The 26,721-nt window shown below is 74.0% G+C and carries 23 protein-coding genes; 11 read left to right on the top strand and 12 right to left on the bottom strand.

Features of this window, described 5'->3' with window-relative positions; all coding sequences use genetic code 11:
- Positions 1-105 precede the first annotated feature (105 nt).
- Complete coding sequence (locus tag AC02VZ_RS02235) at positions 106-1,293, top strand: globin domain-containing protein (protein ID WP_432055813.1); 1,188 nt, start codon at positions 106-108, stop codon at positions 1,291-1,293.
- 87 nt (positions 1,294-1,380) lie between these two features.
- Here the strand turns inward: AC02VZ_RS02235 and AC02VZ_RS02230 are convergent, their stop codons facing one another.
- Positions 1,381-1,839, bottom strand: coding sequence for an RrF2 family transcriptional regulator (locus tag AC02VZ_RS02230; RefSeq protein ID WP_432055814.1), 459 nt, complete (start codon positions 1,837-1,839; stop codon positions 1,381-1,383).
- Between the two features lie 412 nt (positions 1,840-2,251).
- Between AC02VZ_RS02230 and AC02VZ_RS02225 the strand changes: the two genes are divergently transcribed.
- From AC02VZ_RS02225 to AC02VZ_RS02215, 3 genes are all read left to right on the top strand, one after another.
- A complete protein-coding gene (locus AC02VZ_RS02225) occupies positions 2,252-2,923 on the top strand; it encodes a DUF3105 domain-containing protein (RefSeq protein WP_432055815.1) in 672 nt (223 codons plus the stop codon).
- Positions 2,920-3,549 (top strand): DUF305 domain-containing protein, encoded by a 630-nt coding sequence (locus tag AC02VZ_RS02220; protein WP_432055816.1) that lies wholly within the window; start codon positions 2,920-2,922, stop codon positions 3,547-3,549. The genes AC02VZ_RS02225 and AC02VZ_RS02220 overlap by 4 nt, the downstream gene beginning before the upstream one ends.
- Before the next feature lie 300 nt (positions 3,550-3,849).
- Complete coding sequence (locus tag AC02VZ_RS02215) at positions 3,850-5,616, top strand: NAD+ synthase (protein ID WP_432055817.1); 1,767 nt, start codon at positions 3,850-3,852, stop codon at positions 5,614-5,616.
- 252 nt (positions 5,617-5,868) lie between these two features.
- On the opposite strand, the gene AC02VZ_RS02210 is transcribed toward AC02VZ_RS02215, so the two are convergent.
- The 3 genes from AC02VZ_RS02210 to AC02VZ_RS02200 form a co-directional block, all read right to left on the bottom strand.
- Positions 5,869-6,924, bottom strand: a complete 1,056-nt coding sequence (locus tag AC02VZ_RS02210) for an endonuclease/exonuclease/phosphatase family protein (RefSeq protein ID WP_432055818.1) — start codon at positions 6,922-6,924, stop codon at positions 5,869-5,871.
- A gap of 241 nt (positions 6,925-7,165) precedes the next feature.
- Positions 7,166-7,795 (bottom strand): TetR/AcrR family transcriptional regulator, encoded by a 630-nt coding sequence (locus AC02VZ_RS02205; RefSeq protein WP_432055819.1) that lies wholly within the window; start codon positions 7,793-7,795, stop codon positions 7,166-7,168.
- Between the two features lie 148 nt (positions 7,796-7,943).
- The gene (locus tag AC02VZ_RS02200) at positions 7,944-9,548 is read right to left on the bottom strand and encodes an MFS transporter (RefSeq protein ID WP_432055820.1); all 1,605 of its coding nucleotides are present in this window, start codon (positions 9,546-9,548) and stop codon (positions 7,944-7,946) included.
- 359 nt (positions 9,549-9,907) lie between these two features.
- Here AC02VZ_RS02200 and panB point away from each other — a divergent pair, with 359 nt between their 5' ends.
- From panB to AC02VZ_RS02185, 3 genes are all read left to right on the top strand, one after another.
- Positions 9,908-10,783, top strand: a complete 876-nt coding sequence (gene panB / locus AC02VZ_RS02195) for a 3-methyl-2-oxobutanoate hydroxymethyltransferase (protein WP_432055821.1) — start codon at positions 9,908-9,910, stop codon at positions 10,781-10,783.
- A 547-nt stretch (positions 10,784-11,330) separates the two neighbouring features.
- The gene (locus AC02VZ_RS02190) at positions 11,331-12,359 is read left to right on the top strand and encodes an ATP-binding cassette domain-containing protein (RefSeq protein WP_476474368.1); all 1,029 of its coding nucleotides are present in this window, start codon (positions 11,331-11,333) and stop codon (positions 12,357-12,359) included.
- Positions 12,356-13,207, top strand: a complete 852-nt coding sequence (locus AC02VZ_RS02185) for an ABC transporter permease (RefSeq protein WP_432055823.1) — start codon at positions 12,356-12,358, stop codon at positions 13,205-13,207. Before AC02VZ_RS02190 ends, AC02VZ_RS02185 begins: the two co-directional genes overlap by 4 nt.
- A 205-nt stretch (positions 13,208-13,412) precedes the next feature.
- Here AC02VZ_RS02185 and AC02VZ_RS02180 read toward each other — a convergent pair whose 3' ends face one another.
- Positions 13,413-16,913, bottom strand: coding sequence for an AfsR/SARP family transcriptional regulator (locus AC02VZ_RS02180; protein WP_476474367.1), 3,501 nt, complete (start codon positions 16,911-16,913; stop codon positions 13,413-13,415).
- Positions 16,914-17,310: 397 nt separating this feature from the next.
- Here AC02VZ_RS02180 and AC02VZ_RS02175 point away from each other — a divergent pair, with 397 nt between their 5' ends.
- Positions 17,311-18,111: a site-2 protease family protein gene (locus tag AC02VZ_RS02175; RefSeq protein ID WP_476474366.1), complete on the top strand. Its 801-nt coding sequence runs from the start codon at positions 17,311-17,313 to the stop codon at positions 18,109-18,111.
- Between the two features lie 9 nt (positions 18,112-18,120).
- On the opposite strand, the gene AC02VZ_RS02170 is transcribed toward AC02VZ_RS02175, so the two are convergent.
- Positions 18,121-18,336, bottom strand: a complete 216-nt coding sequence (locus AC02VZ_RS02170; RefSeq protein ID WP_432055826.1) for a hypothetical protein — start codon at positions 18,334-18,336, stop codon at positions 18,121-18,123.
- A gap of 73 nt (positions 18,337-18,409) precedes the next feature.
- A complete protein-coding gene (npdG, locus tag AC02VZ_RS02165; RefSeq protein ID WP_476474365.1) occupies positions 18,410-19,135 on the bottom strand; it encodes an NADPH-dependent F420 reductase in 726 nt (241 codons plus the stop codon).
- Between the two features lie 152 nt (positions 19,136-19,287).
- Here npdG and AC02VZ_RS02160 point away from each other — a divergent pair, with 152 nt between their 5' ends.
- The gene (locus AC02VZ_RS02160; protein WP_432055828.1) at positions 19,288-19,890 is read left to right on the top strand and encodes a hypothetical protein; all 603 of its coding nucleotides are present in this window, start codon (positions 19,288-19,290) and stop codon (positions 19,888-19,890) included.
- A gap of 410 nt (positions 19,891-20,300) precedes the next feature.
- Here the strand turns inward: AC02VZ_RS02160 and AC02VZ_RS02155 are convergent, their stop codons facing one another.
- Entirely contained in the window at positions 20,301-20,531 is a 231-nt protein-coding gene (locus AC02VZ_RS02155; RefSeq protein ID WP_432055829.1) for a hypothetical protein, read from the bottom strand.
- A gap of 60 nt (positions 20,532-20,591) precedes the next feature.
- Between AC02VZ_RS02155 and map the strand changes: the two genes are divergently transcribed.
- Both map and AC02VZ_RS02145 read left to right on the top strand, forming a co-directional pair.
- Positions 20,592-21,449 (top strand): type I methionyl aminopeptidase, encoded by an 858-nt coding sequence (map, locus tag AC02VZ_RS02150; protein WP_432055830.1) that lies wholly within the window; start codon positions 20,592-20,594, stop codon positions 21,447-21,449.
- A gap of 197 nt (positions 21,450-21,646) precedes the next feature.
- Positions 21,647-22,294: a biliverdin-producing heme oxygenase gene (locus AC02VZ_RS02145; RefSeq protein ID WP_476474364.1), complete on the top strand. Its 648-nt coding sequence runs from the start codon at positions 21,647-21,649 to the stop codon at positions 22,292-22,294.
- A gap of 85 nt (positions 22,295-22,379) precedes the next feature.
- On the opposite strand, the gene AC02VZ_RS02140 is transcribed toward AC02VZ_RS02145, so the two are convergent.
- The 4 genes from AC02VZ_RS02140 to AC02VZ_RS02125 all read right to left on the bottom strand — a co-directional run bounded on the left by AC02VZ_RS02140 (position 22,380) and on the right by AC02VZ_RS02125 (position 26,623).
- Positions 22,380-22,571: a hypothetical protein gene (locus AC02VZ_RS02140; RefSeq protein WP_432055832.1), complete on the bottom strand. Its 192-nt coding sequence runs from the start codon at positions 22,569-22,571 to the stop codon at positions 22,380-22,382.
- 120 nt (positions 22,572-22,691) lie between these two features.
- A complete protein-coding gene (locus tag AC02VZ_RS02135) occupies positions 22,692-23,432 on the bottom strand; it encodes a PhzF family phenazine biosynthesis protein (protein ID WP_432055833.1) in 741 nt (246 codons plus the stop codon).
- A 195-nt stretch (positions 23,433-23,627) separates the two neighbouring features.
- Positions 23,628-25,163, bottom strand: coding sequence for an HtaA domain-containing protein (locus AC02VZ_RS02130; protein ID WP_476474363.1), 1,536 nt, complete (start codon positions 25,161-25,163; stop codon positions 23,628-23,630).
- Positions 25,164-25,204: 41 nt separating this feature from the next.
- Complete coding sequence (locus AC02VZ_RS02125) at positions 25,205-26,623, bottom strand: HtaA domain-containing protein (protein ID WP_476474362.1); 1,419 nt, start codon at positions 26,621-26,623, stop codon at positions 25,205-25,207.
- Positions 26,624-26,721: the final 98 nt, after the last annotated feature.

Below are 26,721 nucleotides of genomic sequence, written 5' to 3'. Positions count from 1 at the left end.
CCTGGTCAAGGCGCCCGGGCCCGCTCAAGGGGCACCCCCCTGTTAATTGGTATTTCGTATGCAAGTTTAATGAGACGTGCAGACAGTCGATCCAGAGGAGACCCGATGCTGTCCGTGCAGTCCGCTGCCACCATCCGTGCCACGCTTCCCGCCGTGGGCGCCGCCCTCGACGAGATCACCGAGCGGTTCTACGCCGGGATGTTCGCCGCCCGTCCGGAACTGCTGCGCGACCTGTTCAACCGGGGCAACCAGGCCGCCGGGACCCAGCGCCAGGCCCTCGCCGGGTCCATCGCGGCGTTCGCCACGCACCTGCTGGAGCACCCCGACGAGCGGCCGGACGCGATGCTCGGGCGCATCGCGCACAAGCACGCCTCCCTCGGGGTCACCCCGGACCAGTACGGGATCGTCCACGAGCACCTGTTCGCGGCCATCGCCGACGTGCTGGGCGACGCGGTCACGCCGGAGGTCGCGGCGGCGTGGGACGAGGTGTACTGGCTGATGGCGCACGCCCTGATCGCCATCGAGAAGCGGCTGTACGAGGAGCAGGGCGGTCCGGGGTGGCGGCCCTGGGAGGTCGTCGCGCGGGTCCCCGAGACCGCCGACGTCGTCACCTTCCGGCTGCGGCCGGCGGACGGCGGCCCGGTCCGCCCCTTCCGGCCCGGCCAGTACGTCTCGGTGCGGGTGCCCCTGTCCGACGGCGCGCGGCAGATACGCCAGTACAGCCTGTCCGGCGCGCCCGCCCCGGACGAGCGGCAGTTCAGCGTCAAGCGGGTCCGGGACGGCTCGGCGCCCGACGGTGAGGTCTCCGGTCACCTGTACGCGCACGTCCGGGCCGGTGACGTCGTCGAGCTGTCCGAGGCGTACGGCGACCTGGTGCTGGACGCCGACGGTGACACGCCCCTGCTGCTCGCCTCCGCCGGGATCGGGGTGACGCCGATGACCGCGATGCTCGCCCACCTGGCCGAGACGGGGCACCGCGCCCCGGTCACCGTGGTGCACGGCGACCGCTCCCCCGCCGACCACGCCCTGCGCACCGACCACGAGGCGTACGCGGCGAAGCTGCCGGACGCGGCGGTGCACTTCTGGTACGAGCAGGACGCCCCGGCCGGGGCGGGCACCGGTTACGTGGACCTCAGCCGGGTGCCGGTCGCGTCGGGGACGCGCGCGTACCTGTGCGGGCCGCTGCCCTTCATGCGGACGGTGCGGGAGCAGCTGATCCGCAAGGGGGTCGCCCCGGCCGACATCCACTACGAGGTGTTCGGGCCGGACCTGTGGCTGGCGGCGGCCGCGTAGCACCGGCCGGCATCCCGACGGCCGCGCGGCGGCCCGTTCGGGCTCTCAGTCGGGCTCTCAGGCTCGGGGTCGGGCTCGGGGTCGAGTTCAGGCGGGTCCCTGGCGGGGCTTCGGGGTGATGTCCAGCAGGAGGGGGCCCGTCGGGCCGGTGACGAGGTCCACGACGGTGAGCGGGTCCAGGGTGGCGAAGAACGCCTCCTGGGCCCGCCGCAGCGCGCCCCGCAGTCCGCAGGCGGAGCTGAGCGGGCAGGGCGCGCCGGTCGCGACACCCTCGCAGTCGACGACCTCGCCCTCCCCCTCGAAGGCGCGCACCAGGGCGCCGACCGACGCCGTGCGGCCCCGTTCGGTGACGGCCAGTCCGCCGCCCCGGCCGCGGCGGGCGGTGAGCAGACCCATGTGCTGCAGTTCGGCGACGACCTTCGCGGCGTGCGTGTAGGGCACGCCCATGGCCTCCGCGACCTCACGGGTCGTGGGAGTGGTGGAACCGGCCACGGCGAGGCGCATGAGGACCCGCAGGGCCAGGTCGGTGGAGCGCAGCAGCCGCATGAGGCCGACCCTAGATAATGTGCATCCGGCATTCAACTATTCGGACAGGACTCCTCGGCCGCCCGGCCGCGCCGCCTGAGCCTCCGGGTCACTTGAGGTACCCGAGTCACTGAGTTGCTGAGTCTCACTGAGTGGCTGAGTCACTGAGTCACTGAGTCACGTGAGCCTCTCGGCGCTGCCCGCGGCGCGCCCCGCTCGCCTGCCGCGCCTGCCGCGCGCCTGCCGACGCCTGCGCCGTGCCCACCGAACCCGGTGACGCCACCCGTCTCACCGCTCCGCGCCATTACGATCTGCTCACCCGCTTGTCACACCCCCTGTTCCGACCCACGCCCCACCCCTGTTCCGCCCGCCCGCTGTTCCGCTCCACCCCCGTTCACCCCCTGCTTGGTCCCACACGCGAAGGACACGTCTCATGGGCTCCGCCAAGAAGAGCAACGCGGCACGCACGGCACGCATAGAGGAGATGCGCCGGGCGGAGCAGGCCCGCGCCCGGCGCAACCGCGTCCTCACGGTCGCGGCCAGTGCGGTGGTCGTCGCGGGGCTGGTGGTCGGCGGTGTGTTCCTGCTCCGGTCGCAGTCCGACGACGACGGCGGCGCCACGGTCGGTGGCGGCGACGGGAAGCAGTCCGGCCGGTTCGTCACCGGCGACGACGGCGTGAAGACCTGGAAGGGGACGCTGGGCCGCAACCACGTCACCCAGGCGGTCGACTACCCCGTCCGTCCCCCGGTCGGCGGTGACCACAACCCGGTGTGGATGAACTGCAACGGCGACGTCTACGACCAGGAGATCCGGGACACCAACGCCGTCCACTCGCTGGAGCACGGCGCGGTCTGGGTCACCTACAACGCCGCCGCCGACGACGCCGAGGTGAAGGCGCTGGCGGCCAAGGTGCGGAAGACCCCCTACACGCTGATGAGCCCGGTCGACGACCAGAAGGACCCGATCATGCTCTCGGCGTGGGGACACCAGCGCACCGTGACCGGAGCGGACGACCCCGCCGTCGACGCGTTCCTCGAGAAGTTCGTGCAGGGTGCGCAGACCCCCGAGCCGGGGGCCGCCTGCACGGGCGGGATCGGCCGGTGAGGACGTACGGCCTGATCGCGGCGGCCGCGGCGCTCGCGCTCGTCGGGACCGGGGCGCTGACCTACGCGGTGGCCGGCGACGAGGGCTCGGACCGGGTCCCGTCCGCCGACTCCGCGGACGCCGGGTTCGCCCGGGACATGGCGGTGCACCACCAGCAGGCCGTCGAGATGTCGTACGTCGTCCGGGACCGTACGGACGACGAGGAGGTCCGCCGGCTCGCCTACGACATCGCCCAGACCCAGGCCAACCAGCGCGGCATGATGCTGGGCTGGCTGGACCTGTGGGAGCTGCCGAAGGTGTCCGCCGACCCGCCGATGACCTGGATGGGCATGGGCGACCGCGCGACGGACGGCGAGGACGGCGAGGACGGGGCGCTGATGCCGGGTATGGCGACCCGCGCGGAGATGGAGCGGCTCGGGAAGCTCAACGGGAAGCAGGCGGAGATCTTCTTCCTCCAGCTCATGACGGACCACCACGAGGGTGGGGTCCACATGGCCGAGGGCTGTGTCGCCCGGTGCACGGTCGCGGTGGAGAAGCGCCTGGCCAGGGGGATGGTGGAGGCACAGCAGTCGGAGATCGACCTGATGGCGGGGATGCTGCGGGAGCGCGGAGCGGCGCCCCGCTGACCCCGCGTGACGCGGACGGCCCGGCCCCGGCCGGCCCCGGCGTCGTACGGCGGCCGGACCACGCCGGCCGGGCAGCTCCCGTGTGGCAGGCCGGACGGCCCGACGCGGCGGCCCGTCGTTCCGCCGTCGGGTTTGTCCTCGAACCGTCTTCGGGCCGTCCTCGAACCGTCCTGAGGCCTTCTTCAGGCCGTCTTCGGACCGCGGACGGGCCTCCGCCGGGCCCACCGCCGGCCCACCGTCCGGCCTTCGCCGGGCCGTCCTCCTCCACATCGCGTCTCTCTGACGATTACACTGGGCGGCGTGCCTCAACTACGCCTCGCCATGAATCAGATCGACTCCCGTGTCGGTGACCTCACCGGCAACGCCGAAACGATCGTCCGCTGGACCCGGCACTCCGCCGAGCAGGGAGCGCACCTGGTGGCGTTCCCGGAGATGGCGCTGACCGGGTATCCCGTCGAGGATCTCGCCCTCCGGTCGTCCTTCGTCGAGGCCTCGCGCGCGGCCCTGCGTTCCCTCGCCGCGCGCCTCGCCGAGGAGGGCTTCGGCGAACTCCCGGTGGTGGTCGGCTATCTCGACCGCAGCCCCGTCGCGCAGCCGAAGTACGGACAGCCGGCCGGCGCGCCGCAGAACGCCGCCGCAGTGCTGCACCGCGGGGAGGCCGTGCTGAGCTTCGCCAAGCACCACCTGCCGAACTACGGCGTCTTCGATGAGTTCCGCTACTTCGTGCCCGGCGACACCCTGCCCGTGCTGCGGCTGCACGGCGTGGACGTCGCCCTCGCCATCTGCGAGGACCTGTGGCAGGACGGCGGCCGGGTGCCGGCCGCCCGGTCGGCGCGGGCCGGGCTGCTGCTCTCCGTCAACGCCTCGCCGTACGAGCGGAACAAGGACGACACGCGGCTGGAGCTGGTGCGCAAGCGCGCCCAGGAGGCCGGCTGCACCACCGCCTACCTGGCGCTGACCGGCGGCCAGGACGACCTGGTCTTCGACGGGGACTCCATCGTCGTCGACCGTGACGGCGAAGTCCTGGCCCGCGCGCCGCAGTTCACCGAGGGCTGTGTCGTCATCGACCTGGACCTGCCCGCGGCGGACGCCGGGGCGCCCACCGGGGTCGTCGACGACGGGCTGCGGATCGACCGGGTCGTGCTGTCCGAGGAGCCGCTGCCCGCGTACGAGCCGGAGCACACCGGCTCGCAGGCGGCCCGGCTGGACGACGACGAGGAGGTGTACTCCGCGCTGGTCGTCGGGCTGCGGGCGTACGTCGTCAAGAACGGCTTCCGGTCCGTGGTGATCGGGCTGTCCGGCGGCATCGACTCGGCGCTCGTGGCGGCGATCGCGTGCGACGCGGTGGGCGCGGAGAACGTGTACGGCCTGTCGATGCCGTCGAAGTACTCCTCCGAGCACTCCCGCGACGACGCCGCGGAACTGGCGCGGCGGACCGGCTGCCACTACCGCACGGTGAGCATCGAGTCGATGTTCGACGCCTACATGGGGTCGCTGGAGCTGACCGGTCTGGCCGAGGAGAACCTGCAGTCGCGGCTGCGCGGCACGCTGCTGATGGCGGTCTCCAACCAGGAGGGCCACATCGTGCTGGCGCCGGGCAACAAGTCGGAGCTGGCGGTGGGGTATTCGACGCTGTACGGCGACTCGGTGGGGGCGTTCGGCCCCATCAAGGACGTGTACAAGACGTCGGTGTTCCGGCTGGCCGAGTGGCGCAACCGGGTGGCCCTGGAGCGCGGTCAGACCCCGCCCATCCCGGAGAACTCCATCTCCAAGCCGCCCAGCGCGGAGCTGCGGCCGGGTCAGGTCGACACCGACTCCCTGCCGGACTACCCGGTGCTGGACGCCATCCTGGAGCTGTACGTGGACCGCGACCGGGGCGCCGACGAGATCGTGGCGGCCGGTTACGACGCGGAGCTGGTGGCCAGGACCCTGCGGATGGTGGACCGGGCGGAGTACAAGCGCCGCCAGTACCCGCCGGGCACGAAGATCTCGCCCAAGGGCTTCGGCAAGGACCGCCGTCTGCCCCTGACCAGCGGCTGGCGCGAGCAGGCACCCGAGACGGGCTGAACGTCGGCGGGCCGCGCCCCCGCGCCCGGCTCCCCCGGTCCGCAGCGGGCTTCGGCCCGGGGCGAGGGTGCGGGCGGGGGCGCGGGGCGCTGGGCGCTGGGCGCGGCCCCGTCGGCCGCACCGCGCTGCCTGCCGTGAGCCGTGAGCCGTGAGCCGACGGTCCGCCTCATCGGGGCGGACCAAGCACGGTCACGGTTCAGGGTCGCGTCGCCGAGGGCGGGTCGGAGGAGGATCCCGGTCAGTACGCCGGGTTCAGTTCCCGGAGGACGGTGCCAGCTTCACGCGGGCGGCGATCGGGAGGTGGTCGCTCGCCGTCCTGGGCAGGGTCCAGGAGGTGGTCGGTTCGGCGCCCTTGACCATGATCTGGTCGATGCGCGCCATCGGGAAGGACGCCGGCCAGCTGAACCCGAACCCGCTGCCGACGGCGCCCTGCGTGGAACGCATCTGCGAGGTCACGGCGTTGAGGGCGCGGTCGTTCATGGTGCCGTTCAGGTCGCCGAGCAGGACGACGTTCTCCAGGGGCTCGCGGGAGATGGCCTCGCCCAGCGCGTCGGCGCTCCGGTCCCGCTGGTGCGCGGTGAAGCCGGCCTCCATCTTGACCCGGACGGACGGCAGATGGGCGACGTAGACGGCGACCGGCCCGGCGGAGGAGTCCACCGTCGCGCGCATCGCGCGCTCCCAGCCCAGCCGGATGTCGACGGCCCGCACGTCGCTCAGCGGGTACTTGCTCCACAGCCCGACCGTGCCGACCACCTCGTGGTACCGGTACGTCGACGCCAGCGCCTTCTCGTAGACCGGCACCACCGAGGCCTTCAGCTCCTCCAGCGCCAGGACGTCCGCGCCCGCGGCGGCCACGTCCCGGGCGGTGCCCTCCGGGTCCGGGTTCTGGGCGTTGACGTTGTGGGTGGCGACCGTGAGTTCGCCGCCCCCGGTGGTCTTGTCGGTGACGAGGCCGCCGAAGAGGTTCAGCCAGACGACAGCGGGCAGCAGCACCGCGATGAGCGCCGTCGCCGACCTGCGGATCAGGGCGAGCACCAGCAGCACGGGGATGAACAGCCCCACCCACGGCAGGAAGGTCTCCACCAGACTGCCGAAGTTGCCGATCCGGTTCGGGATCTGTGCGTGGGCCACCATGACCAGGGCCATCAGCACCGCGCAGACGGCGAGGACGACACCCCGGCGCCAGATGCGGGGATCCCCCCGCCAGCCTCTGGTCAGCCGGGCGAACAGACGCTGAAGCCGGGTCGTCCGGTGCTCGGGCCCCGAGCCTCCGTGGTCCGTCTCCGTCATGTACGCCTGCTGCGCCATACCGTCGCCTCACAACCTGCCGTGCACACCGACTCCCCCGTGTCCGTACGAACCCTAGGGGATGTTCGGTTCCTTTCCCGCCGTCCTGCGACGGCCGTACGGGGGCGAGGACGTACGCGGCCGCTCCAGGAGTTCCAGGAGGGGCACGAACGGCGCGCTCTGTGACCGAACGCGCACATCCGCCGGCCGGCCGCCCCGTCCCGCACCACCTTGAACGGCCCGGGGCCGGGACCGAGGCCGCTCAGCCCGGACGGTCCACCGGGCGCAGCCCCTCCAGCAAGGTGTCGACGACCTGTTCGGCGAGGCCGTCCGGGAGGTCGGCGTCGGGGTGCAGGACCGTGCGCACCAGCAGCGGGCCGACGATGATGTCGCTGAGCAGGTCCAGGTCGAGGTCGTCGCGGAGTTCGCCGGTGTCCTGGCCGCGCCGGAGCACCTCCAGGCCGAGCCGCCGGCGCGGGGCGACGACGGTCTCGTGATAGGCGGCCCACAGCTGGGGGCTGCTCTTCATCTGGGCGCGGACGTGGTGCAGGATCGCCGAGGTCCGGCCGGCCAGCCCGCGCAGCCGCAGCGCTTCCAGGAGGGCGACGAGGTCGTCGCGGACCGAGACACCGGGCAGTTCGGGGTCCGGCGGCTCGGCGGCCCGCATCACGTCGACGAACAGCTGTTCCTTGCCTTCCCAGCGGCGGTAGATGGTGGCCTTGCCGACGCCCGCGGTGCGCGCGATGCGCTCGATGGACAGTTCGGCGAGGGGCACCCCGTCCTCGAGAAGTTGCATCACGCCCTCGATGATGGCGCGTTCGACCGCCTCGCTGCGCGGGCGTCCGCGGGCGGGGCCGTCCTGCTGCCGGGGGCCGGGCTCGACGAGGCTCACGTCGCTGTGTCCTTTCCGTGGGTGGGGTCGGGTCGGGGCGGGTGGCCCTCGGCCGCTCGTGGGCCGGCTCCGGCCGTCCACACCCCTCGGGCATCCCCCGCCTCGGTCACCGCCTCGGTCACCGCCTCGGTCACCGTCATGGCCGTCCTCACGGTCCCTCGGTGGGACGGTCCCTCGTGGGCACCAGCTCCTCGTCGTGGGCGTCGTCCGGCGCGGCCGGGATACGGCCCGGCAGGAACAGGGCGGTGACGACGGCGCCGAGCACCGCGACGGCCGCGCCGCACAGCGCGGTGACGTGCATGGCGTGCAGGAACGCGTCGCCCGCCGGGGCGACCAGGGCGTCTCCGCGCGGGCCGAGCCGGGCGGCGACGGCGAGCGTGGCCTCGATGGACTCACCGGCCGCGTGCCGGGCGGCGGGCGGCAGCATGCCGAGCCGGTCCTCGATGCCCGTGCGGTACGCGGCGGACAGCACCGAGCCGAGGACGGCGATCCCGAGGGCGCCCCCGACCTGGCGGAAGGTGTTGCTGAGCGCGGACGCCGAGCCCGCCTTCTCGCGGGGCAGGGCCTGCATGATGACGACGCTCACCGGCGTCATGACGTGGGCCATGCCCGTGCCCATCAGGAAGAACAGGATCTCCAGCAGCCACAGCGGGGTGTCGCGGTCCAGCACGGCGAAGCCGCCCAGCATCGCGGCGAGCAGCAGCAGGCCGCCGGTGGTGGTGGCCCGGGTGCCGAAGCGGTCCACGACCAGCCGGGCCCGGGGCGCGAAGATCAGCTGGGCCACGGCCAGCGGCAGGAGCAGCAGGCCGGTCTCCAGGGGGCTGTAGCCGCGCACGCTCTGGAGGTAGAAGACGGCGAAGAAGGTGACGCCCATCAGGGCGAAGAAGACCAGCGCGATGGCGACGATCGAGGCCGAGAACACCTTGTTCCGGAAGTACGCCATGTCGATGGAGGGGTGGTCGCTGCGCTTCTCGTGGACGACGAAGGCGACCAGGACGGCGAGACCGGCGCCGGAGGTCGCCAGCACGGTGGCGTCGGTGAAGTCGGCGAGCCGGCCGCCGTGGATGATGCCGTAGACCAGCAGGACCAGGCCGACCACGGAGAGCAGGACGCCGACGGGGTCGATGCGGCCCGGGCGGGGGTCGCGGGAGTCGGGGACCAGCCACAGCATGAGGCCGAGGGCGAGCAGCACGATCGGCACGTTGACGAGGAAGACGGAACCCCACCAGAAGTGGTCCAGGAGCAGCCCGCCGGTGATCGGGCCGATGGCGATGGCCAGGCCGACGCCGCCCGCCCAGATGCCGATGGCCTTGGGCTGCTCGTCCCGCTCGAAGACGTTCATCAGGACGGCCAGCGTGGCCGGCATGACGAAGGCGGCGCCCAGCCCCATGACCGCCCGGAAGGCGATCAGCTCCCCCGGTGAGCCGGAGAAGGCGGCCAGGGCCGAGCCGACGCCGAACACGGCGAGTCCGCCGAGCAGCACCTTCTTGCGGCCGAGCCGGTCGCCGAGCAGCCCGGCCGTGAACAGCAGGCCGGCGAAGACGAGGGTGTAGGCGTTGATCGCCCACTCCAGTTCGCTCTGCGTGGCGCCGAGGCCGGTCGGCGCGGGTGTGGAGATCGTCTTGATGGCGACGTTCAGGATCGAGTTGTCCAGCACGACGATCAGCAGGCTGAGCATGAGGACGCCGAGAATCACCCAGCGCCGCCGGTGCACGGCGTCGGGGACCCGACCGGTGGCGGCGGGAGAAGTCATGCGGCACAGTCTAACGATTTCCGATACGGGACCGTCTCGTATCGAAAGGCCTTTGCCGTGTCCTTGCCGGAACATTGCGCGGCCGGAGCCGCCGGCCTGGCCCGGCACCGGTCTGCGCCGTCATCGGCCGGCCCCGGCACCGGTCCGCCCCGTCAGCGACCGGCTTCCGTCGCCGACCCGGCCTCCGGCCTCGGGCCGCTCGGGCCCCGGGTGGGCGACTCCGGCCCGCCCGGCTCCGGGCGGGCCGGCGGAAACCCGTCGTGCCTCCCCTGGTGCCGCTCCGGTCGAGGTGCCACCATGGAAAACGATCCGGGGACGCCGTCAGGGCGCCTCGAGACGACGTGTTGGGAGACATCACCATGACGCAGCTTTCGGCTGCCCAGACGCCTGCGGCGGGTCCCTCCGGCGGAAGCAAAGCGCTGTACGGGGGCAAGAGCACCCGCCGGGTCACCGTCCGCGACATCGCCCTCGCCAAGGAGCGGGGCGAGAAGTGGCCCATGCTCACCGCCTACGACGCGATGACCGCCTCCGTCTTCGACGAGGCGGGCATCCCCGTCATGCTGGTCGGCGACTCGGCGGGCAACTGCCACCTGGGCTACGACACCACGGTGCCGGTCACGCTCGACCAGATGACCATGCTGTCCGCCGCCGTGGTGCGCGGCACGAGCCGGGCCCTGATCGTGGCCGACCTGCCCTTCGGCTCGTACCAGGAGGGCCCGGTGCAGGCGCTGCGCTCGGCCACCCGGATGGTGAAGGAGGCCGGGGTCGGTGCGGTGAAGCTGGAGGGCGGCGAGCGCTCGCACCGGCAGATCGAGCTGCTGGTCGAGTCGGGCATCCCGGTGATGGCGCACATCGGCCTGACCCCGCAGTCCGTGAACGCGATGGGCTACCGGGTGCAGGGCCGCGGCGAGGAGGCGGCGCAGCAGCTGCTGCGGGACGCCAAGGCCGTGCAGGACGCCGGTGCCTTCGCGGTGGTGCTGGAGCTGGTGCCGGCCGAGCTGGCCGCCGAGGTGACGCGGACGCTGCACATCCCCACCGTCGGGATCGGCGCGGGCCCGGAGACGGACGCGCAGGTGCTGGTGTGGACGGACATGATGGGGCTGACCGGCGGCCGGGTGCCGAAGTTCGTGAAGCAGTACGCCGACCTGCGCGCGGTGATGACCGGCGCGGCGAAGGCGTTCGCCGAGGACGTGGTCGGCGGAACGTTCCCGCAGGAGGAGCACTCCGTCCACTGACCCGCCGCTGATCCGCCCACGGTCCCGGTGATCCCGCCGGGGCCGCCGGGACCGTCGCGGTGACCCCGCCAGGGCCGCCGGGACCGTCGCGGTGACTCCGCCAGGGCCGTCGATCAGGCCCGGCATCGCGTCCGCCACCGACCGCCCGTCGCCGCCTCCGGTGCTCCGGCCCGGACCCCGAACCATTCCGGCACCACCGCGGCAGCCCGCCGATCGTCCCCCGTCGGCGGGCTGCCGCCCTTCTGTCGCCCGGGAAGGGCGGGACCGGCGACCGGGGGACAACGGAAGGCCCCGAGAGACGGCAGGGAACGGCCGGAGAGCCGCGCGGGGACGGCGAGCGAGCGCACCCCATGGGCGTCCAGGGCCGACCGAGGTCGGGCGAGCGCACCGCACGGCCAGCCAGCCGGCCGACCAGCAGGCCAGCAGGCCAGCAGGCCAGCGCGAACGGCCGGTCTGTCGGCGGAGTGTCGGCGTCCGCCATCGACGGCGGCCGGGCTGTCGGTGGCCTGTCGGCGATATGTCGGTGGCGGCTGACAGCGTCTGGGGCATGAAGCGAATCGACAACGCCCCGGGAGGCGCGGGCAGCGCCGTCACCGTACGGGGGCTGGTCAAGCACTACGGCGCCACGAAGGCGCTGGACGGCGTCGATCTGGACGTGCGCGAGGGCACCGTGATGGGGGTGCTCGGGCCGAACGGCGCGGGCAAGACCACCCTGGTCCGCATCCTCTCCACCCTGCTCGCCCCGACCTCCGGCCGCGCCACGGTCGCCGGGTTCGACGTGGTCCGGCAGCCACGGCAGCTGCGCCGGATGATCGGGCTGACCGGACAGTACGCCTCGGTGGACGAGAAGCTCTCCGGCCGGGAGAACCTGTACCTGATCGGCCGGCTGCTCGACCTGCCCCGCAGGGAGGCGCGGGCCCGCGCGGACGCCCTGCTGGAGCGGTTCTCCCTCACGGAGGCGGCCCGCCGCCCGGCGGCCACCTACTCCGGCGGCATGCGGCGGCGCCTGGACCTGGCCGCCTCGATGATCGGCCGGCCGGCGGTGCTGTTCCTGGACGAGCCGACCACCGGACTGGATCCGCGCACCCGCAACGAGGTGTGGGACGAGGTGCGGCGGCTGGTCACGGACGGGGTGACGGTGCTGCTCACCACCCAGTACATGGAGGAGGCCGAGCAGCTCGCCCACGAGCTGACCGTGGTGGACCGGGGCAAGGTCATCGCGAGCGGGGGGATCGAGCGGCTGAAGGCACGCGTGGGCGGACGGACACTGCGCATCCGGCCGGCCGACCCGCTGCAGTCGCGTCCGCTGGCCGACGCCCTGGACGAGCTGGGCATCACCGGCCTGGCGGGCACGTCCGTGGACCCGGAGGGCGGGGCCGTCCTCGTCCCCGTGCTCAGCGACGAGCAACTGACCGCCGTGGTGGGCGCGGTCACCGCGCGCGGCATCACGCTCAGCTCCCTCACCACCGAACTGCCCAGCCTGGACGAGGTGTTCCTGTCCCTCACCGGCCACCGGGCCGGTGAGGGAGGGGACTCCGTGCCCGCCGAGACGCCCGAGGAGGCCGTCGCCGTATGAGTACCGCCACCGTTGTCCCCTCCGCGGAAGCCGCCGACGCCGCCGGGGCGGCCCCCGCCGGCACTGACGCGCGCATCCCGTTGCGGGCCCATCTGCGCCACACCGGTGCCCTGGTGCGCCGCAACCTGCTGTGGATCCGGCAGGACCCGGAGTCGATGTTCGACGCCGTGCTGTTCCCGATCGTCTTCACGCTGCTGTTCGTGTACGTCTTCGGCGGGTCGATCGGGCAGTCACTGGGCGGCGGGCAGGACGCCTACGTGCAGTACATCGTGCCCGGCCTCATGGCCATGATGGGCATGAACATGGCCCAGGGGGTGGGCACCGGCTTCAACCAGGACTTCAACACCGGGGTCATGGACCGGTTCCGTTCCCTGCCGATCGGCCGGGGGTCCGTACTGTTCGCCAAGATCGCGGTCGAACTGGTGCGGATGCTGATCGCGACCACCATCCTCCTGCTCGTCGGGGTGCTCGTCGGCTTCGACATCACCCGCTGGGCGGGGCTGTTCGCCGCGGTGGGGCTGTCCGTGGTGTTCGGCTCGGCCCTGATGTGGATCTTCCTCACGCTGGGCGTGGTGATGAAGAACGCCCAGTCGGTGCAGGGCATGGGCTTCCTGGTGCTGATGCCGCTCCAGTTCGGCTCGTCGATCTTCGCGCCGGTGGAGTCCATGCCGGGCTGGCTGCAGAACTTCACCGCCTACAACCCGCTGTCCTCCCTGGCGGACGCGGCCCGCGGGCTGATGGTGGGCGGCCCGGTCGCGCACGACCTGTGGCTGACGCTGGCCTGGTCCGTGGGCCTCACGGCGGTGATGGCGCCGGTCGCGATCCACAAGTTCCGTACGAAGACCTGACGAGGTTCCGCACGAGAGCCTGACGATGTTCCGCACGAGGACCTGGCGTTCGGCGCGCCCGGGGCTCGGCGGCCACAGCCCTCCCGGCGGGCGCCGGGCCCGACCCCCGGCCCCAGGCCCGCCGGTCCGGGACGCCGACAGCGGCCCGGGGCACGGACGCCGGCCCGGGGCACGGACGGCGGCCCGGCCCCGCGTCCGGAACCGGTCACCCCGGCCCCAGCAGGGCGGCGGCCTCGTCCAGCGTGAGGCCGCCGCCCTCCGTGTACGCCTCGGCGTACACGTCGTCGTCGCCGAGGAGGGCCCGGATGCGCCGCTCCGCCCGCTCGCGCATCATGCGGTCCGCGCCGGAGGTCAGGTGACCGGACGGCAGCCATGCGTCGGCGGCCCCGAGGCAGCGGGCGGCGTCCCGGGCCCGGCTGACGCCGTGGGCGCCCGCCAGCGCGGCGGCGCCCGTGGTCAGTTGGGCCGGCCGCAGGTGCGGCGCCATCGCCGAGGAGAGCGGGTCGCCGGCCCGCACCAGGGCCCTGCGGGTCGCGGTGAGGGCCTCCCGGTACCGGCCGTCGGCCTCCTCCAGCCAGGCCTCGGCGCCCAGGATGATCGCGTCGAACACCACGTAGTGCGCGATGCGGAACTCCTCGCGCATCGCGCGCAGGTGCTCCCGCGCCTCGCCCGTGCGGCCGGTCATGCCGAGCCAGGCGGCCAGGAACAGCCGGGCCGCGGGCATCGCCTCGTTGTGGCCGCAGTGCTGCCGGTCCGCGATGACCCCGCGCAGCAGCCGTTCACCGCGTTCGGCGTCGCCCGCCTCCAGCAGGACGTGTCCCAGCCGGGCGGTCAGCACCGCCATCTGGGCGGGGGCGCCGAGGCGTTCGGCCCGCTCGATCGCCGCCTCGAAGTCCGCCGCGGCCTCCCGGAAGGCGCCGGAGCCCTCGTAGGCCTCACCGCGCGCGGCGAGGGCCTCGGCCACGCCCCAGGTGTCGCCGAGGCGGCCGGTGATCGCCAGGGCCTCCTCCGCGTCGGCCCGTGCCTCGTCCGCCCGGTCCCGGCGGTTGGCGAGCAGGTTGGCCCGCATCTGGAGGTTGGCGGCTAGCTCCCACTCGAAGCCGGGTGTCGTCCGGCAGGTCTCCACCGCCGCGTCGACGACCTCGTGGAGGCGGTCCAAGTCCCCGGTGAGCATCACCGCGAAGGACCAGAAGATGCCGGGCAGGCGGCAGACCTGGGGCAGGCCGGGCCGGTAGGTCTCGGCGACGATCCGCAGCCTGCGCCGGGCCCGCGGGCCCTGCCAGTCGTCCAGTTCGGTGTCCATGCAGGCGAGGTGCGCCAGGTGGACGCCGCGCCGGGCCTCGGCGAGGAGTTCGCCGCTCATCGGCGGGGGCGCGTCGGTGGGGCGCTCCCACACCGGCTCGGCGGGGCGCACCGGTTCGGTGAACGGGTCCGGGCCGAGCGCCATGACCTCGCGGCACCAGGTGCGGGCCTCGATGCGCAGGTCGCGCATCTGCCAGTACCAGACCAGCGACAGCAGCAGGCACAGGGCCTCCTGTTCGTCGCGCAGGGTGAGGGCGTGGCGCAGGGCGGTGCGGACGTTCTCGTACTCGCGCTCCAGCCGTTCCACGGCCGTGAGTTGCTGCGGCCCGCGCAGCAACAGGTCGGTGGTGCGCGCGAGTTCGCGGTAGTACGTCAGGTGGGCGCGTTCGGCGTCGGCGCGCGCGCCGCTCTCGTCGAGGCGTTCGCGCGCGTACTCGGCGACGGTCTCCAGCAGCCGGTAGCGCATCTCGCCGTCGCCCGCCGGGGCGGCCACCACGAGGGACTTGTCGACGAGGGAGCCGAGCGCCTCCAGGGCGACCGGTCCGCACACCGCCTCGGCGGCGGTCAGGTCGCAGCCGCCCGCGAACACCGACAGCCGTCCCAGGACGTCCCGTTCGTCCGCGTCGAGCAGGTCCCAGGACCAGTCGACGACGGCCCGCAGGGTCTGCTGGCGGGGACGCAGGGTCCGGCTGCCGGAGGTGAGCAGGCGGAAGCGGTCGTCGAGCCGGTCGGCGATCTGGCGCGGGGTGAGCATCCGCAGCCGGGCGGCGGCGAGTTCGACGGCGAGCGGCATGCCGTCGAGCCGCCGGCAGATCTCGGCGCAGGCGTCGGGGTCGTCCGACACCCGGAATCCGGGGCGGGCCGCCGCGCCGCGGTCGGCGAGCAGCCGCAGCGCGACCGGTTCCGGGAGCGGCTCCACCGGGCGGATCAACTCCCCGGGCACACCCAGGGGTTCGCGGCTGGTGGCGAGCACGGTGAGTCCGGGGCAGCGTTCCAGCAGCGTCTCGGCGAGCCGGGCCGCCGCCGCCACGACGTGCTCGCAGTTGTCCAGGATCAGCAGCATGCGGCGCCGGCCGCAGTGCTCGGCGAGGCGCTCCACCGGGTCGTCTGGCCGGTCGGAGACCGCCCGCATGCCCTCCGCCCCGGCCCCGAACAGGACGGTCTCCCGGGCGCCGACGGCGGTGAGCACGGCCTCGGGGACCGTGTCGGGGTCGTCCACGGGGGCGAGTTCGGCCAGCCACACGCCGTCCGGGACGGTCGGCCGCACGGTCTCGGCGGCCTCCTGCGACAGGCGGGTCTTGCCCGATCCGCCCGGTCCCAGCAGGGTGACCAGCCGGGCGGCCCCCAGGTCGTGGCGGATGGTCTCGATGTCGGCCTCCCGGCCGACGAAGGAGGTGAGCCGGGCCCGCAGGTTGCCGGGGCGCCCCGTCCGGTCCGCCGCGGTGGCCCCCTGCCGCTCCTCCCGGGCCCGGTCGGACGCCGGACCCGGCCCCGCGGACGGCGACATCGCCCGCGACGGCGAGGGTGACAGCGATGGCCACGGCGACAGCGACGGGGACGGCGACGCGGCAGGTGACAGGGCCGGGGCGCGGGCGGGACCGGGAGCCGGGTCACCGGCGGGAGGCGACCCGGCCGGCCCCTTCGGGCCCCGGGCCCGTGCCCCCTCCCGTTCCTGGTCCGGGTTCAGCAACTGTGCGTGCAGGGCGCGCAGTTCCGCACCGGGGTCGGAACCGAGCCGGTCGGCGAGCAGGCGTCGCACGTCCTCGTAGGCGGCCAGCGCCTCGGCGGTGCGGCCGGTGTCGCGCAGGGCCCGGAGCCGCAGAGCGTGGAGGAGCTCGTCCAGGGGATGGGCGTCGCAGAGGCCGATCAGCTCGGGCAGGGAGCGCTCGGCCTCGCCGACGGCCAGCGCGGCGGTGTGCCGGGCCCGCAGCGCGTCCAGGCGCCGGGCGTCGGCGCGGGCCGCCTGAGCCGTGCGGCCGGGCAGGTCGGTGAGGGCGGGGCCGTGCCACAGGGCGAGGGCGTCGTCGAGCACCGTCCCCGCCTTGGCCGGGTCGCCGTCGGCCAGCGCCCGCAGGCCCTCGGCGGTGAGCCGCTCGAACCGGTGCAGGTCGACGTCGTCGGGCGCGGCGGCCAGCCGGTAGCCGCCGTCGGCGGAGGTCACGGTGTCGGCGCCGAGGACCCGGCGCAGCCGCCCGACCAGGGCCTGAAGCGCCCCGGTGGCGTCGGCGGGCGGATCGCCGTCCCAGACCCCGTCGACCAGCTCGCCCACCGGGACGGTCCGCCCGGCGCGGAGGGCCAGCACGGTCAGCAGGGCGCGCAGGCGTGCCCCGCCGACCGGGACGGCGGTGCCGTCGGCGCGAAGTGCCTGGGTGGTGCCGAGGATGCGGTAGCGCACGTGGTTCATTGTCTCCGGTCGTTCCGGCCGCGATGCGGTGCCCCGGCCCACCCTTCCCGGAACCGGGGGCCCGCGCGAGACGTTTTCCCGGTGCGACGGGGTACGGTCGGCCTCCGGTACGGCGTGCGGGCGGGCGGCCGGGGCGGCGTGGTGCCCGCGAGCCGGCCGGGCACCGGACGAGCGCGGCGGGGCCCCTCGGCCGGCCACCCGGACGACCGCGGCGAGGAGCGCGGCACCCCGGTCCCGCCGGGCCGTCACCGCGCCGCCCGTCCACCCGTCCGTCCGCCTGCCCGTCCGCCCGTCCGCCCGTCCGCCGTGGGAGCCGACCAGTCGCCCGGCCGTCCCGCCCGCCCCGTCCCCTCACCACGCCCGTCCGCCCGCCGCTTCGGCCAGTCCAGGGAGTTCCATGACCGCCACCAGCATCCGCCCCCGCGACCGGCGGATCAGTCCCGTCTTCCTGGGCATCCTGGCCGTGACCGCGGTGGCGGGCTGGGCCACCTGGACGGAGTTCGCCGCGCGGCCCGGGATCGCCGTGTTCCTCTTCGTGACGGCCGCCTGGATCGTCTCGCTGTGCCTGCATGAGTACGCGCACGCCCGCACCGCCCTGCACAGCGGCGACATCTCGATCGCCGCCAAGGGGTATCTCACACTGAACCCGGTGAAGTACACCCACGCCCTGCTGAGCATCGTGCTCCCGGTGGTCTTCGTGATCATGGGCGGGATCGGTCTGCCCGGCGGGGCGGTCTTCATCGAGCGGGGCCGGATCCGGGGGCGCTGGCGGCACAGTCTGATCTCGGCGGTCGGGCCGCTGACGAACGTGCTGTTCGCGGTGGTCTGCACGGCGCCGTTCTGGCTGGACGCGCTGGACGGCGTCCCGGCCGACTTCCGGTTCGCGCTCGCCTTCCTCGCGCTGTTGCAGGTCACGGCCGCGATCCTGAACTTCCTGCCGGTACCGGGACTGGACGGCTACGGCGTGATCGAGCCGTGGCTGTCGCACCGGGTGCGCCGGCAGGTGGAACCGTTCGCGCCGTTCGGCCTGCTGTTCGTGTTCGCGCTGCTGTGGCTGCCCGCGCTGAACGGGGCCTTCTTCGACGGCGTCGACGCGATCCTGTCGGCGCTGGGCGTCACCGACCTGGAGACGTACTGCGGCCAGAACCTCTACCGGTTCTGGCAGGAGACCAACACGTTCTGTTCCGTCAGCCGGTGACCCGTTCCGTCAACCGGTGACGGGACCGTCCTCCCGGGCGGCCTCGCGGGCATCCTCCCGCCCTGCCCGGCCGCGCTTGAGGTAGTACCAGGCCATGTTGGACGACAGTCCCATGAGCAGCACCCACACGACGCCCACGAAGACGCCGCCCCGCACGAAGGAGACGACGGCCGCGACGGTGGCGAGCGCACAGACGGCGAGGGCGTAGAGGGCGAGACGGGGCATGGGGCGGGCTCCTGTCGGGGGACACTGCGGCGTTCACAGGCACGGCCTGCGCCGTCCAGTGTCCCCCATCGGGTCACACGTCGGTGACGCGGAGCCCCGCGTGCGCCTTGTAGCGCCGGTTGACGGAGATCAGGTTGGCCACCAGGGACTCGACCTGGTGGGCGTTGCGCAGCCGCCCGGCGTAGATGCCCCGCATGCCGGGGATGCGGCCGGCCAGTGCCTGGACGATCTCCACGTCGGCGCGGACCTCACCGAGCACCATCACGTCGGTGTCGATGGCGTCGATCTCCGGGTCCTGCAGGAGGACGGCGGACAGGTGGTGGAAGGCGGCGGTGACGCGGGAGTCCGGCAGCAGCGCGGCGGCCTGCTCGGCGGCGCTGCCCTCCTCCGGCTTCAGCGCGTAGGCGCCCTTCTTGTCGAAGCCGAGCGGGTTGACGCAGTCGACGACCAGCTTGCCGGAGAGCTCCTCGCGCAGGGACTCCAGCGTCTTGCCGTGGCCGTCCCAGGGCACGGCGACGATCACGATGTCGCTGCGGCGGGCCGTCTCCGCGTTGTCGGCACCCTCGACGCCGTGGCCGAGTTCCTCGGCGGCGGCCACGGCACGCTCGGCGGCGCGGGAGCCGAGGATCACCTTCTGTCCGGCCTTGGCGAGGCGGTACGCGAGGCCCTTGCCCTGCGGCCCGGTGCCGCCGAGCACGCCGACGACGAGTCCGGAGACGTCGGGCAGGTCCCAGGGGTCCTTGGCGGGGGCCTTCGCGGCGCCCCCGGTGGGCTGCTGTGCGCTGTCGGTAGTGGTCATGGGGTGACTCTACGTCCACGGCGGCGCCGTACACGGGGCACGTGAGCGCCGTCACGGGAGGGGGCGGACGGATCGGGTCCGGCCCTGCCCGGTCGGGTGAACCGGCGCCGAACACCGGGCGGGAGCGGCCGGGTCGGAGCAGGATGCGCCGCATGGATGCGGTACGGGTCGCGCTGCTGCGGGAAGTGCTCGCCGGGACCGAGTGGCTGGGCGCCACCCGGCGCTTCGCGGGGGTCCTGCGGGGGTCGGTGGTGTCCCACGGGGGCGGGCTGCTGCTGGTGGGGACGCAGGCGTACGAGCCGTGGCACCTGGCGGCGCACCTGGTGGACGAGGCGGCCTGGTCGGGCACCCCGGAGCTGGCGCCCACGCTGGTCAGGCACGGCGCGCGGCCCACGGACCCGGCCCACCTGGCGGTGGGGCCGGGCCGGCTGTCGGCGGCCCGCCGGGGCGAGACGGTGCTGGTGGTGGCGCCGGGTGAGCCGGGCGCGCCGCTGCTGGAGCGGGTGTCGGACGCCCGGCGGGCCGGGGCGACGGTGCTGGCGCTGGGCCCCGACGGCGGGGAGCTGCCGGGGACCGCGCACGAGACGCTGGCCGTCCCGGAGGGGGCGGAGCTGGACCTGGACACCGTGCAGCACCTGGTCAGCGCGGCGGCCGGGGAGAACGCGCTCCCGGCCCCGCGCGGGCGGCGCCGCTTCCGCGACCGGCTGTCCCGGCTGGCGGACCTGCTGACCGCTCCCCCACCGCCCCGCTGGTGACGGTGGGGGAGCGGTCAGCTTCGGCGGGCCTTCCGTGAGCCGGGACGGACGGTCCTTCCGTGCGCCGGGACGGACGGTCCGCTGAGCCAGGACGGTTCGCGCCACCGCACGGGTCGTCCGCGCCACCGCACGGGTCGTCCGCGCCACCGCACGGGTCGTCCGCGCCACCGCACGGGTCGTCCGCGCCACCGCGCGGGTCCGCCGGTCCGGAGGGCCCGGGCGGTCCGGAGGGCCCGGGCGGTCCGGGTGGTCCGCGCCGCCGATCCGCCGGCACGGACGGCGGGTCCGCGCCCCCGCCCCCCCCCGGCCCGAGCGGCGGGCGGCCGTCTCCAGCCCACCCGCCTCGGCTCGCCCGCCCCGGGCCTCACCCGGGCCCGCCGTGCGGGCCCCGCCCCGACCGTCCGCCCGTCTCACTCGGTGCCGCGTTCGCGCTCCTCGGCGTCGTGCCACCGCGGGTCGTTCTCCCACTCGAGGTTGCGCTCGCGGGCGGTCTCCATGGCCCGCCGGGCCTCGTCGGGACTGGCATACGGACCGAAGCGGTCTTTGCCGGGGCAGTCGGGACCCTCCTCGACCTTCCCGTGCTCCAGGCAGTAGTACCACTCGCCCGGTTTTCCGACGGTCCGCTTCTTGAACAGGGGCATGACCGGCTCCTTTCGCCTCGGAAGATGGTCCCCCGTCGGCGCTGAATTAGACTCGCCGGCATGTCTGGCCAGTCGCTGCTCGTCCCAGGGGAGCTGTCCCCCACCCGTTCCGTACCCGGAAACATCCGTCGTCCCGAGTACGTCGGCAAGCCCGCCCCGACGCCGTACACCGGGCCGGAGGTGCAGACGCCCGAGACGATCGAGGCGATGCGGACCGCCGGGCGGATCGCCGCGCAGGCCATGGCGGAGGCGGCCCGGCACATCGCGCCCGGGGTGACCACGGACGAGCTGGACCGGGTGGCGCACGAGTTCCTGTGCGACCACGGCGCCTACCCGTCCACGCTGGGCTACCGCGGCTTTCCGAAGTCGCTGTGCACGTCGGTCAACGAGGTGATCTGCCACGGCATCCCCGACTCGACGGTGCTGCGCGACGGCGACATCGTCAACCTCGACGTGACCGCGTACATCGGCGGGGTGCACGGCGACAACAACGCCACGTACCTGGTGGGCGACGTCGACGAGGAGAGCCGGCTGCTGGTGGAGCGCACCCGGGAGGCGCTGAACCGGGCCATCAAGGCGGTCAAGCCGGGCCGGCAGATCAACATCATCGGCCGGGTGATCGAGTCCTACGCCAAGCGCTTCGGCTACGGCGTGGTGCGGGACTTCACCGGGCACGGCATCAACACCTCGTTCCACTCGGGGCTGATCGTCCCGCACTACGACAGTCCGCAGGCGACCACGGTCATGCAGCCGGGGATGACGTTCACCATCGAGCCGATGCTGACGCTGGGGACGCACGAGTACGACCTGTGGGACGACGGGTGGACGGTCGTCACCCGCGACCGCAAGCGCACCGCCCAGTTCGAGCACACCCTGGTGGTGACCGCCACCGGCGCGGACATCCTGACGCTGCCGTAGTCCCGGACCCGCCGCGGAAGCGCTGCGGACCCGCCGCGGACCCGCCGAGCACCCACTGCGGACCCGTGAGCCCGCCCTCTTCGGAGGGCGGGCTTCTTTCGTGGCCGGGGTGGGTAGGAGGTGGTCGGCGGCAGATGCCGACAACCTGTCGGCAAGGTATTGACTTAGGTAAGCCTAACCATAGAAGATCGGGACTCATGGACTCCTTCTCGACCCTGATCCGCACCGCGTCGCACGAACAGCACGTGGAGGCGGAGACCTCCACGTTCATGAGCGACCTGCTGGGCGGCCGCCTGGGCGTGGACGCGTACGCGCGCTACACCGAACAGCTCTGGTTCGTCTACGAGGCCCTGGAGTCCGGCGCCCCCGGGCTCGCGTCGGACCCGGTGGCCGGACCCTTCATCCGCCCGGAACTGATGCGACTGCCGTCGCTGGAGCGGGACCTGGCGCACCTGCGCGGCCCCGACTGGCGTTCCGGTCTCACCGCCCTGCCCGCCACCCTGGCGTACGCGGAGCGGGTCGCCGACTGCGTGCGGGACTGGCCGGCGGGCTACGTCGCCCACCACTACACCCGTTACCTGGGCGACCTCTCCGGGGGCCAGATCATCCGCGACAAGGCCGAGAAGACCTGGGGCTTCGCCAAGAAGGGCGACGGCGTCCGGTTCTACGTCTTCGAGGAGATCGGCAACCCGGCCGCCTTCAAGCGGTCCTACCGCGAGCTGCTGGACGCCGTGCCGGTGGACGACCTGGAGAAGCAGCGCATCGTCACCGAGTGCAAGCGCGCCTTCGCCCTGAACACGGACGTGTTCCGGGCCCTGGGCGAGGAGTTCCCGCTGTCTGCGTAGCCCGCGCGGGCCGCGGTGGCACGCGGCCGGAACGCCGACGGGCCCCCGCGCACCAGCGGTGCGCGGGGGCCCGTCCGGGAGCGGCTCAGAAGAAGCCGTGGCAGTTCGCGCCGCCCCACTCGAGCTCGGCGGTGTCCGTCTCGATCTCACCGAAGTACGGGCTGCACGTGGCGTGGTCGTCGCCGGAGCGGTGGTCGGACGCGTGCGCCGTGGCCACGCCACCGGTGGTCAGCGCGGCGGCCAGGACGGCCACGGCCAGGGCGGATCGGATGCGCATGGGGTTCCTCTCGGGAGGGTGAGTGATCACGCCCAGAGATCCCCGTTCACCGCCGCCCACACACACCGTTCCACCCGTACGGACGCGGCCCTGTGCCCCGACCGGTCGCCTCCCGGCGGGTCAGCGCTCCAGCAGGACCCGTCCGCCGAGCTCCGTCCAGCCGTGCGGCTGCGGCGCGGTCAGGAGCTGGGACCCGGTCCCCTGGGTGATGTTCAGGGCCCGCCCCAGCCGCTCCGTGAGCAGCATCGCCGCGGCGCCCGTCGCCTCCTCCTCCACGGTGGCCGGTGCCCTCCGGGCTTCCCCCGCCTCGCCGGTGGTCCCCGCGGCCCCGGCGCTCCCGGTGTCCCCGCCCCGGCCGGCGTCCGGTCCCTCGTCGCCGTGGGCGAAGGCACGGGCCCGGACCCGGCCGCCCGGCTCGTCCTCCCAGGCCCAGGCGTACAGCGGCGGTTCGTCCGCCCCGAGCGACGGCACCGCCAGCCCGTCCACCTCGGCGGGAGACCCGTACCGGCGCAGGGTGTACGGCGGCGCCCACTCGGCCCGCGCCTCGATCCAGCAGAACTCCCCGTCCTGCCGCGCGCCCATCACCCCGGCGTCCGTGGAGAGTTCGGGGACGTCGAGCAGCCAGGCGGCGCCGACGCAGGGCGTGCCCGCGAAGGACGGGCGCCCGGCCGGTGTGCGGATGTCGATCACCCCGCGCTCGGGGTCGTCGACGAACACGGTCCGGCCGAAGCCGAGTTTCGCGGCGAGCGCCTGCCGCTCCCCGTCCTCCGCCAGCACCGCTCCGTTGCGCACGACGCCGACCTCGTCGCCGTACTCGCCACGGGGCCCGCAGAAGACACGCAGCACGTCGTAGTCAGTCACGCGAGGCATTCAAGCACCGGCCGCCCCCGGACCTCCCCCCGGTCGGCCGGACCGCCCCGCTCCCCGCGGGCGCTCGGGAGCGGGAGGGCCGGGTCGCGGCAGCGCGGGAGTACGGCGCCGGCGCGGGCACCGTGACGCGACGGCGGAAGGGGTGCCCCGGGACCGTACCGGGGCACCCCTTCGTCGTGGCCGCGGCTACTCGGCCGCGGTGCGGCGCCTGCGCACCGCCAGGACCACGCCCGCGCCCGCCGCGACGGCCACCGCGGCAGCCGTGCCCAGGGCGGCGGCCGGGACCTCGGCGCCGGTGTTGGCGAGGCCGCCGGACAGACCGCCCGTGGTGGCGCCCAGGCCGCCGGTCGTGGAGCCGCTGGGGCCGGCACCGCCCGCGGAGCCCGCGCCGGCGCCGTCGCCGGAGCCGCCGGTGCCGCCGCCCGAGCCGCTGCCGCCGGGCAGGGCCGCGCCGTCCTTCAGCGCGACGGACAGGTCGACCGGGTCGAGCGCGGTGCCGGCGGTGTAGAAGTCGCCGAAGGCGGTGGCGCCGGCCTTGGTGAGGGTCGCCGCGATGTCGTTGACCGTGATGACGTCGCTCTTGGCGGTCAGCCGGGGCGACTTGGCCTTCAGTTCGGCCAGCACCACGTCCTGGGACGTCTTGCCGAGGCTGGTGACGTCGGCGGAGAGCGTGCCGGTGCCGCCCTTCAGGCTGGCCCTGAGGTCGGTCAGGGTGAGGTCCAGGGAGTGGCTGCCGCCGGACTCGTGGCCCTTGAAGTTCACGGCGCCCTTGAAGGCGGCCTGGAGGCTGCCCGCCTCGGTGTCGTACGTCCCGGAGGCGTCCGGGAAGGTGAAGGCGCCGTTGCCCGCGGCCTGCTTCGCACCTGCCGAGACGGTGACCTTGCCCTTGGCCACCGGGCCCACCACGTAGGCGCGGAAGGAGTCCTTCACGCCCCAGCCGAGGGTGCCGTCGGCTATCCGGCCCCGGGTGGCGGGCGCGGCCGGCTCACCGGGGGTCGTGGGCTTGTCGGACGGCTTGTCGCTCGGCTTGTCGCCCGGCTTGTCCGAGGGCTTGTCGGAGGGCTTGTCGCCCGGCTTGTCCGACGGCTTGTCGCTGGGCTTGTCGGAGGGCTTGTCGCTCGGCTTGTCCGACGGCTCCGGGTCGGGCGCGGGGGACGGCTTGGTCTTCTGCAGCACCGTCAGCGGGTCGCCCGCCGCGCCCTCGTAGCTCGCGCTGCCGAGGACCTCGCCGGCCTCCTTCGTCAGCTCGGTCGCCATGTCCTTCATGCCGCGGGTCACGGTGACCTTGGCGAGCGGGACGTCGTCGGTGGTCGTGCCGTCGCGGGTGACGTCCGCGGTGATCTCGGCGTCCCGGCTGTCGAACTTGAGGTCGGACAGGGTGAGGTCGAAGCGGTGCGCCGCGGAGGCGATCCGCAGGCTGCCCTGGAAGCCGAGGGAGACCGTGTGGTCGGTGGAGTCGTAGCTGCCGGTGCCGTCCCCGAAGGTGAAGGCGCCGTTGCCGTCGGCCTGGACGGCGCCACCGGAGGGCGTGAACGTGCCCTTCGCCATGCCGGTGACGTAGGTGCGGTAGGACTCCTTGATGCCCCAGGTCAACTCGTAATCGGTGAGCGGGACTTCGGCCGCGGAGGCGGCGGGTGCGCCGATCAGGGCGGTGGCGCCGAGGGCGGCGGCCGTCGCCACGGCGGCGGCGAGGGCGGTGGAACGGCGGCGTCTGGCGGACATGGTCGGGTGTCTCCTCGGGATGCGGTGGAACGAGTCGGGTGTCAGTCGGCCTGCGGGGTGTCCGCGGCCGGGCGGGCGCGGCGCCTGCGGACGGTGACCGCGGCCACCGCGGCCAGCGCCAGCAGGGATCCCGCGGCGAGGGTGAGAGGAGGAACGGGGAGGCCGTCCGCGTCGTCCCGGGCCTCGGCGGCCACGGGCTCGGTGGAGGCACCGTCCGACGTGGACGGGGACGGGGACGGCGAGGGGGCGGTGCTGCCCAGGTCGGGCAGGGCGGGGAGTTCGGCGTCGTCGGTGAGGGCGACGGCCACGGACACCGGGTCCATCGCGGTGCCCTTCGGGTACATCCCGCCGAGGACCTCGGCGCCCTCGGCGGTGAGCTTCGCGGGCGCCTCGGTCACCGTGACCAGGCCCTTGCGGGGCTTGAGGTCCTTGGCGGCGAAGGTGACCAGCGGGACCTTCTTCTCCGTGTACTCCGGGCTCCTGACGTCGGCGTGGAGGGTGCCGCGGCCGTCCTCGACGGTGACGCGGACGCCGCTGAGCGCGAGGTCGAGGCCGTCGTCGCCGGTGAAGCGGACGGTGCCGTCGAAGGCGGCGGTCAGGTCACCGTCGCGGAAGGTCCCGGAGCCGCCGGGGAAGCGGTAGAGGGCGCCGCCGTCGAGGGCGCCGGCGGACAGGGTCCACGTGCCGCGGGCGATGTCACCGGTGACGTACTCGCGGAAGGTGCGGCGCACGCCCCAGTCGACGGCGCCGTCGGTCAGCTTCCCTCCGGTGTCCGGCTTCTTCTTGTCCTTCTTCGGCCGGGGCGACTCGGACTCCGGCGCGGCGGACGGCTGCTGGGCGGCGGGGCGGACGTCGGCCGCGAGGCTGACCGGGTCCAGGGCGGTGCCGGCCGTGTAGTAGCCGGCGAAGGACCGGGCTCCCTGGGCGGTGAGGGTGGCGGGGAGGTTGTTCAGGACGACGGAGTTGCCGCCGCCCTTCATGTCGATGCCGCCCAGGGAGAGGGAGGCGAAGGGCACCTGACGGGACGTCGTGACCGCCCCGGTGCCCCTCGCCTTGCTGACGACGTCCACGTGGAGCGTGCCGGAGGACCCGGAGATGCTCACGGTGGGACGGCTGAGGGTGAGGTCGAGCTGGTGCGAGCCGTCGGCCGAGCGGTGGCCCACGAAGCGCACCCCGCCGGAGAAGGCCGCGCGGAAGGTGCCGGTGTCCCCGTCGTAGGTGCCGTTGGCCGAGTGGAAGCGGAAGCCGCTGCCGCCGATGGTGGCGGCGCCGCCGGCCAGGGAGAAGCCGCCCTTGGCGACGGGGCCGGTGACGTAGCGCTGGAAGGACGACTTGATGCCCCAGTCCAGGCGTCCGCCCTGCACGGCGCGGTTCTCGGCGTGCGCGGTGGCGGCCGGCAGGAGGGCTCCCAGGACGACCGCGCACAACACGGTGACGAGAGCACGTAGACGGGTGGGCATGACGGGTCCTCCGGAGGCGACGACCGGTAGCGAGCGAAGGTAAGGCTAACCTAAGCTGCGACCGAACAGCATCAGCAGTGGACGAAAGGAACGGACGG

The sequence above is a fragment of the Streptomyces sp. 3-6 genome (assembly GCF_056323165.1).
The sequence above is the reverse complement of the archived record's forward strand: the minus strand, read 5'-3'. Positions and strand labels throughout refer to the sequence as shown.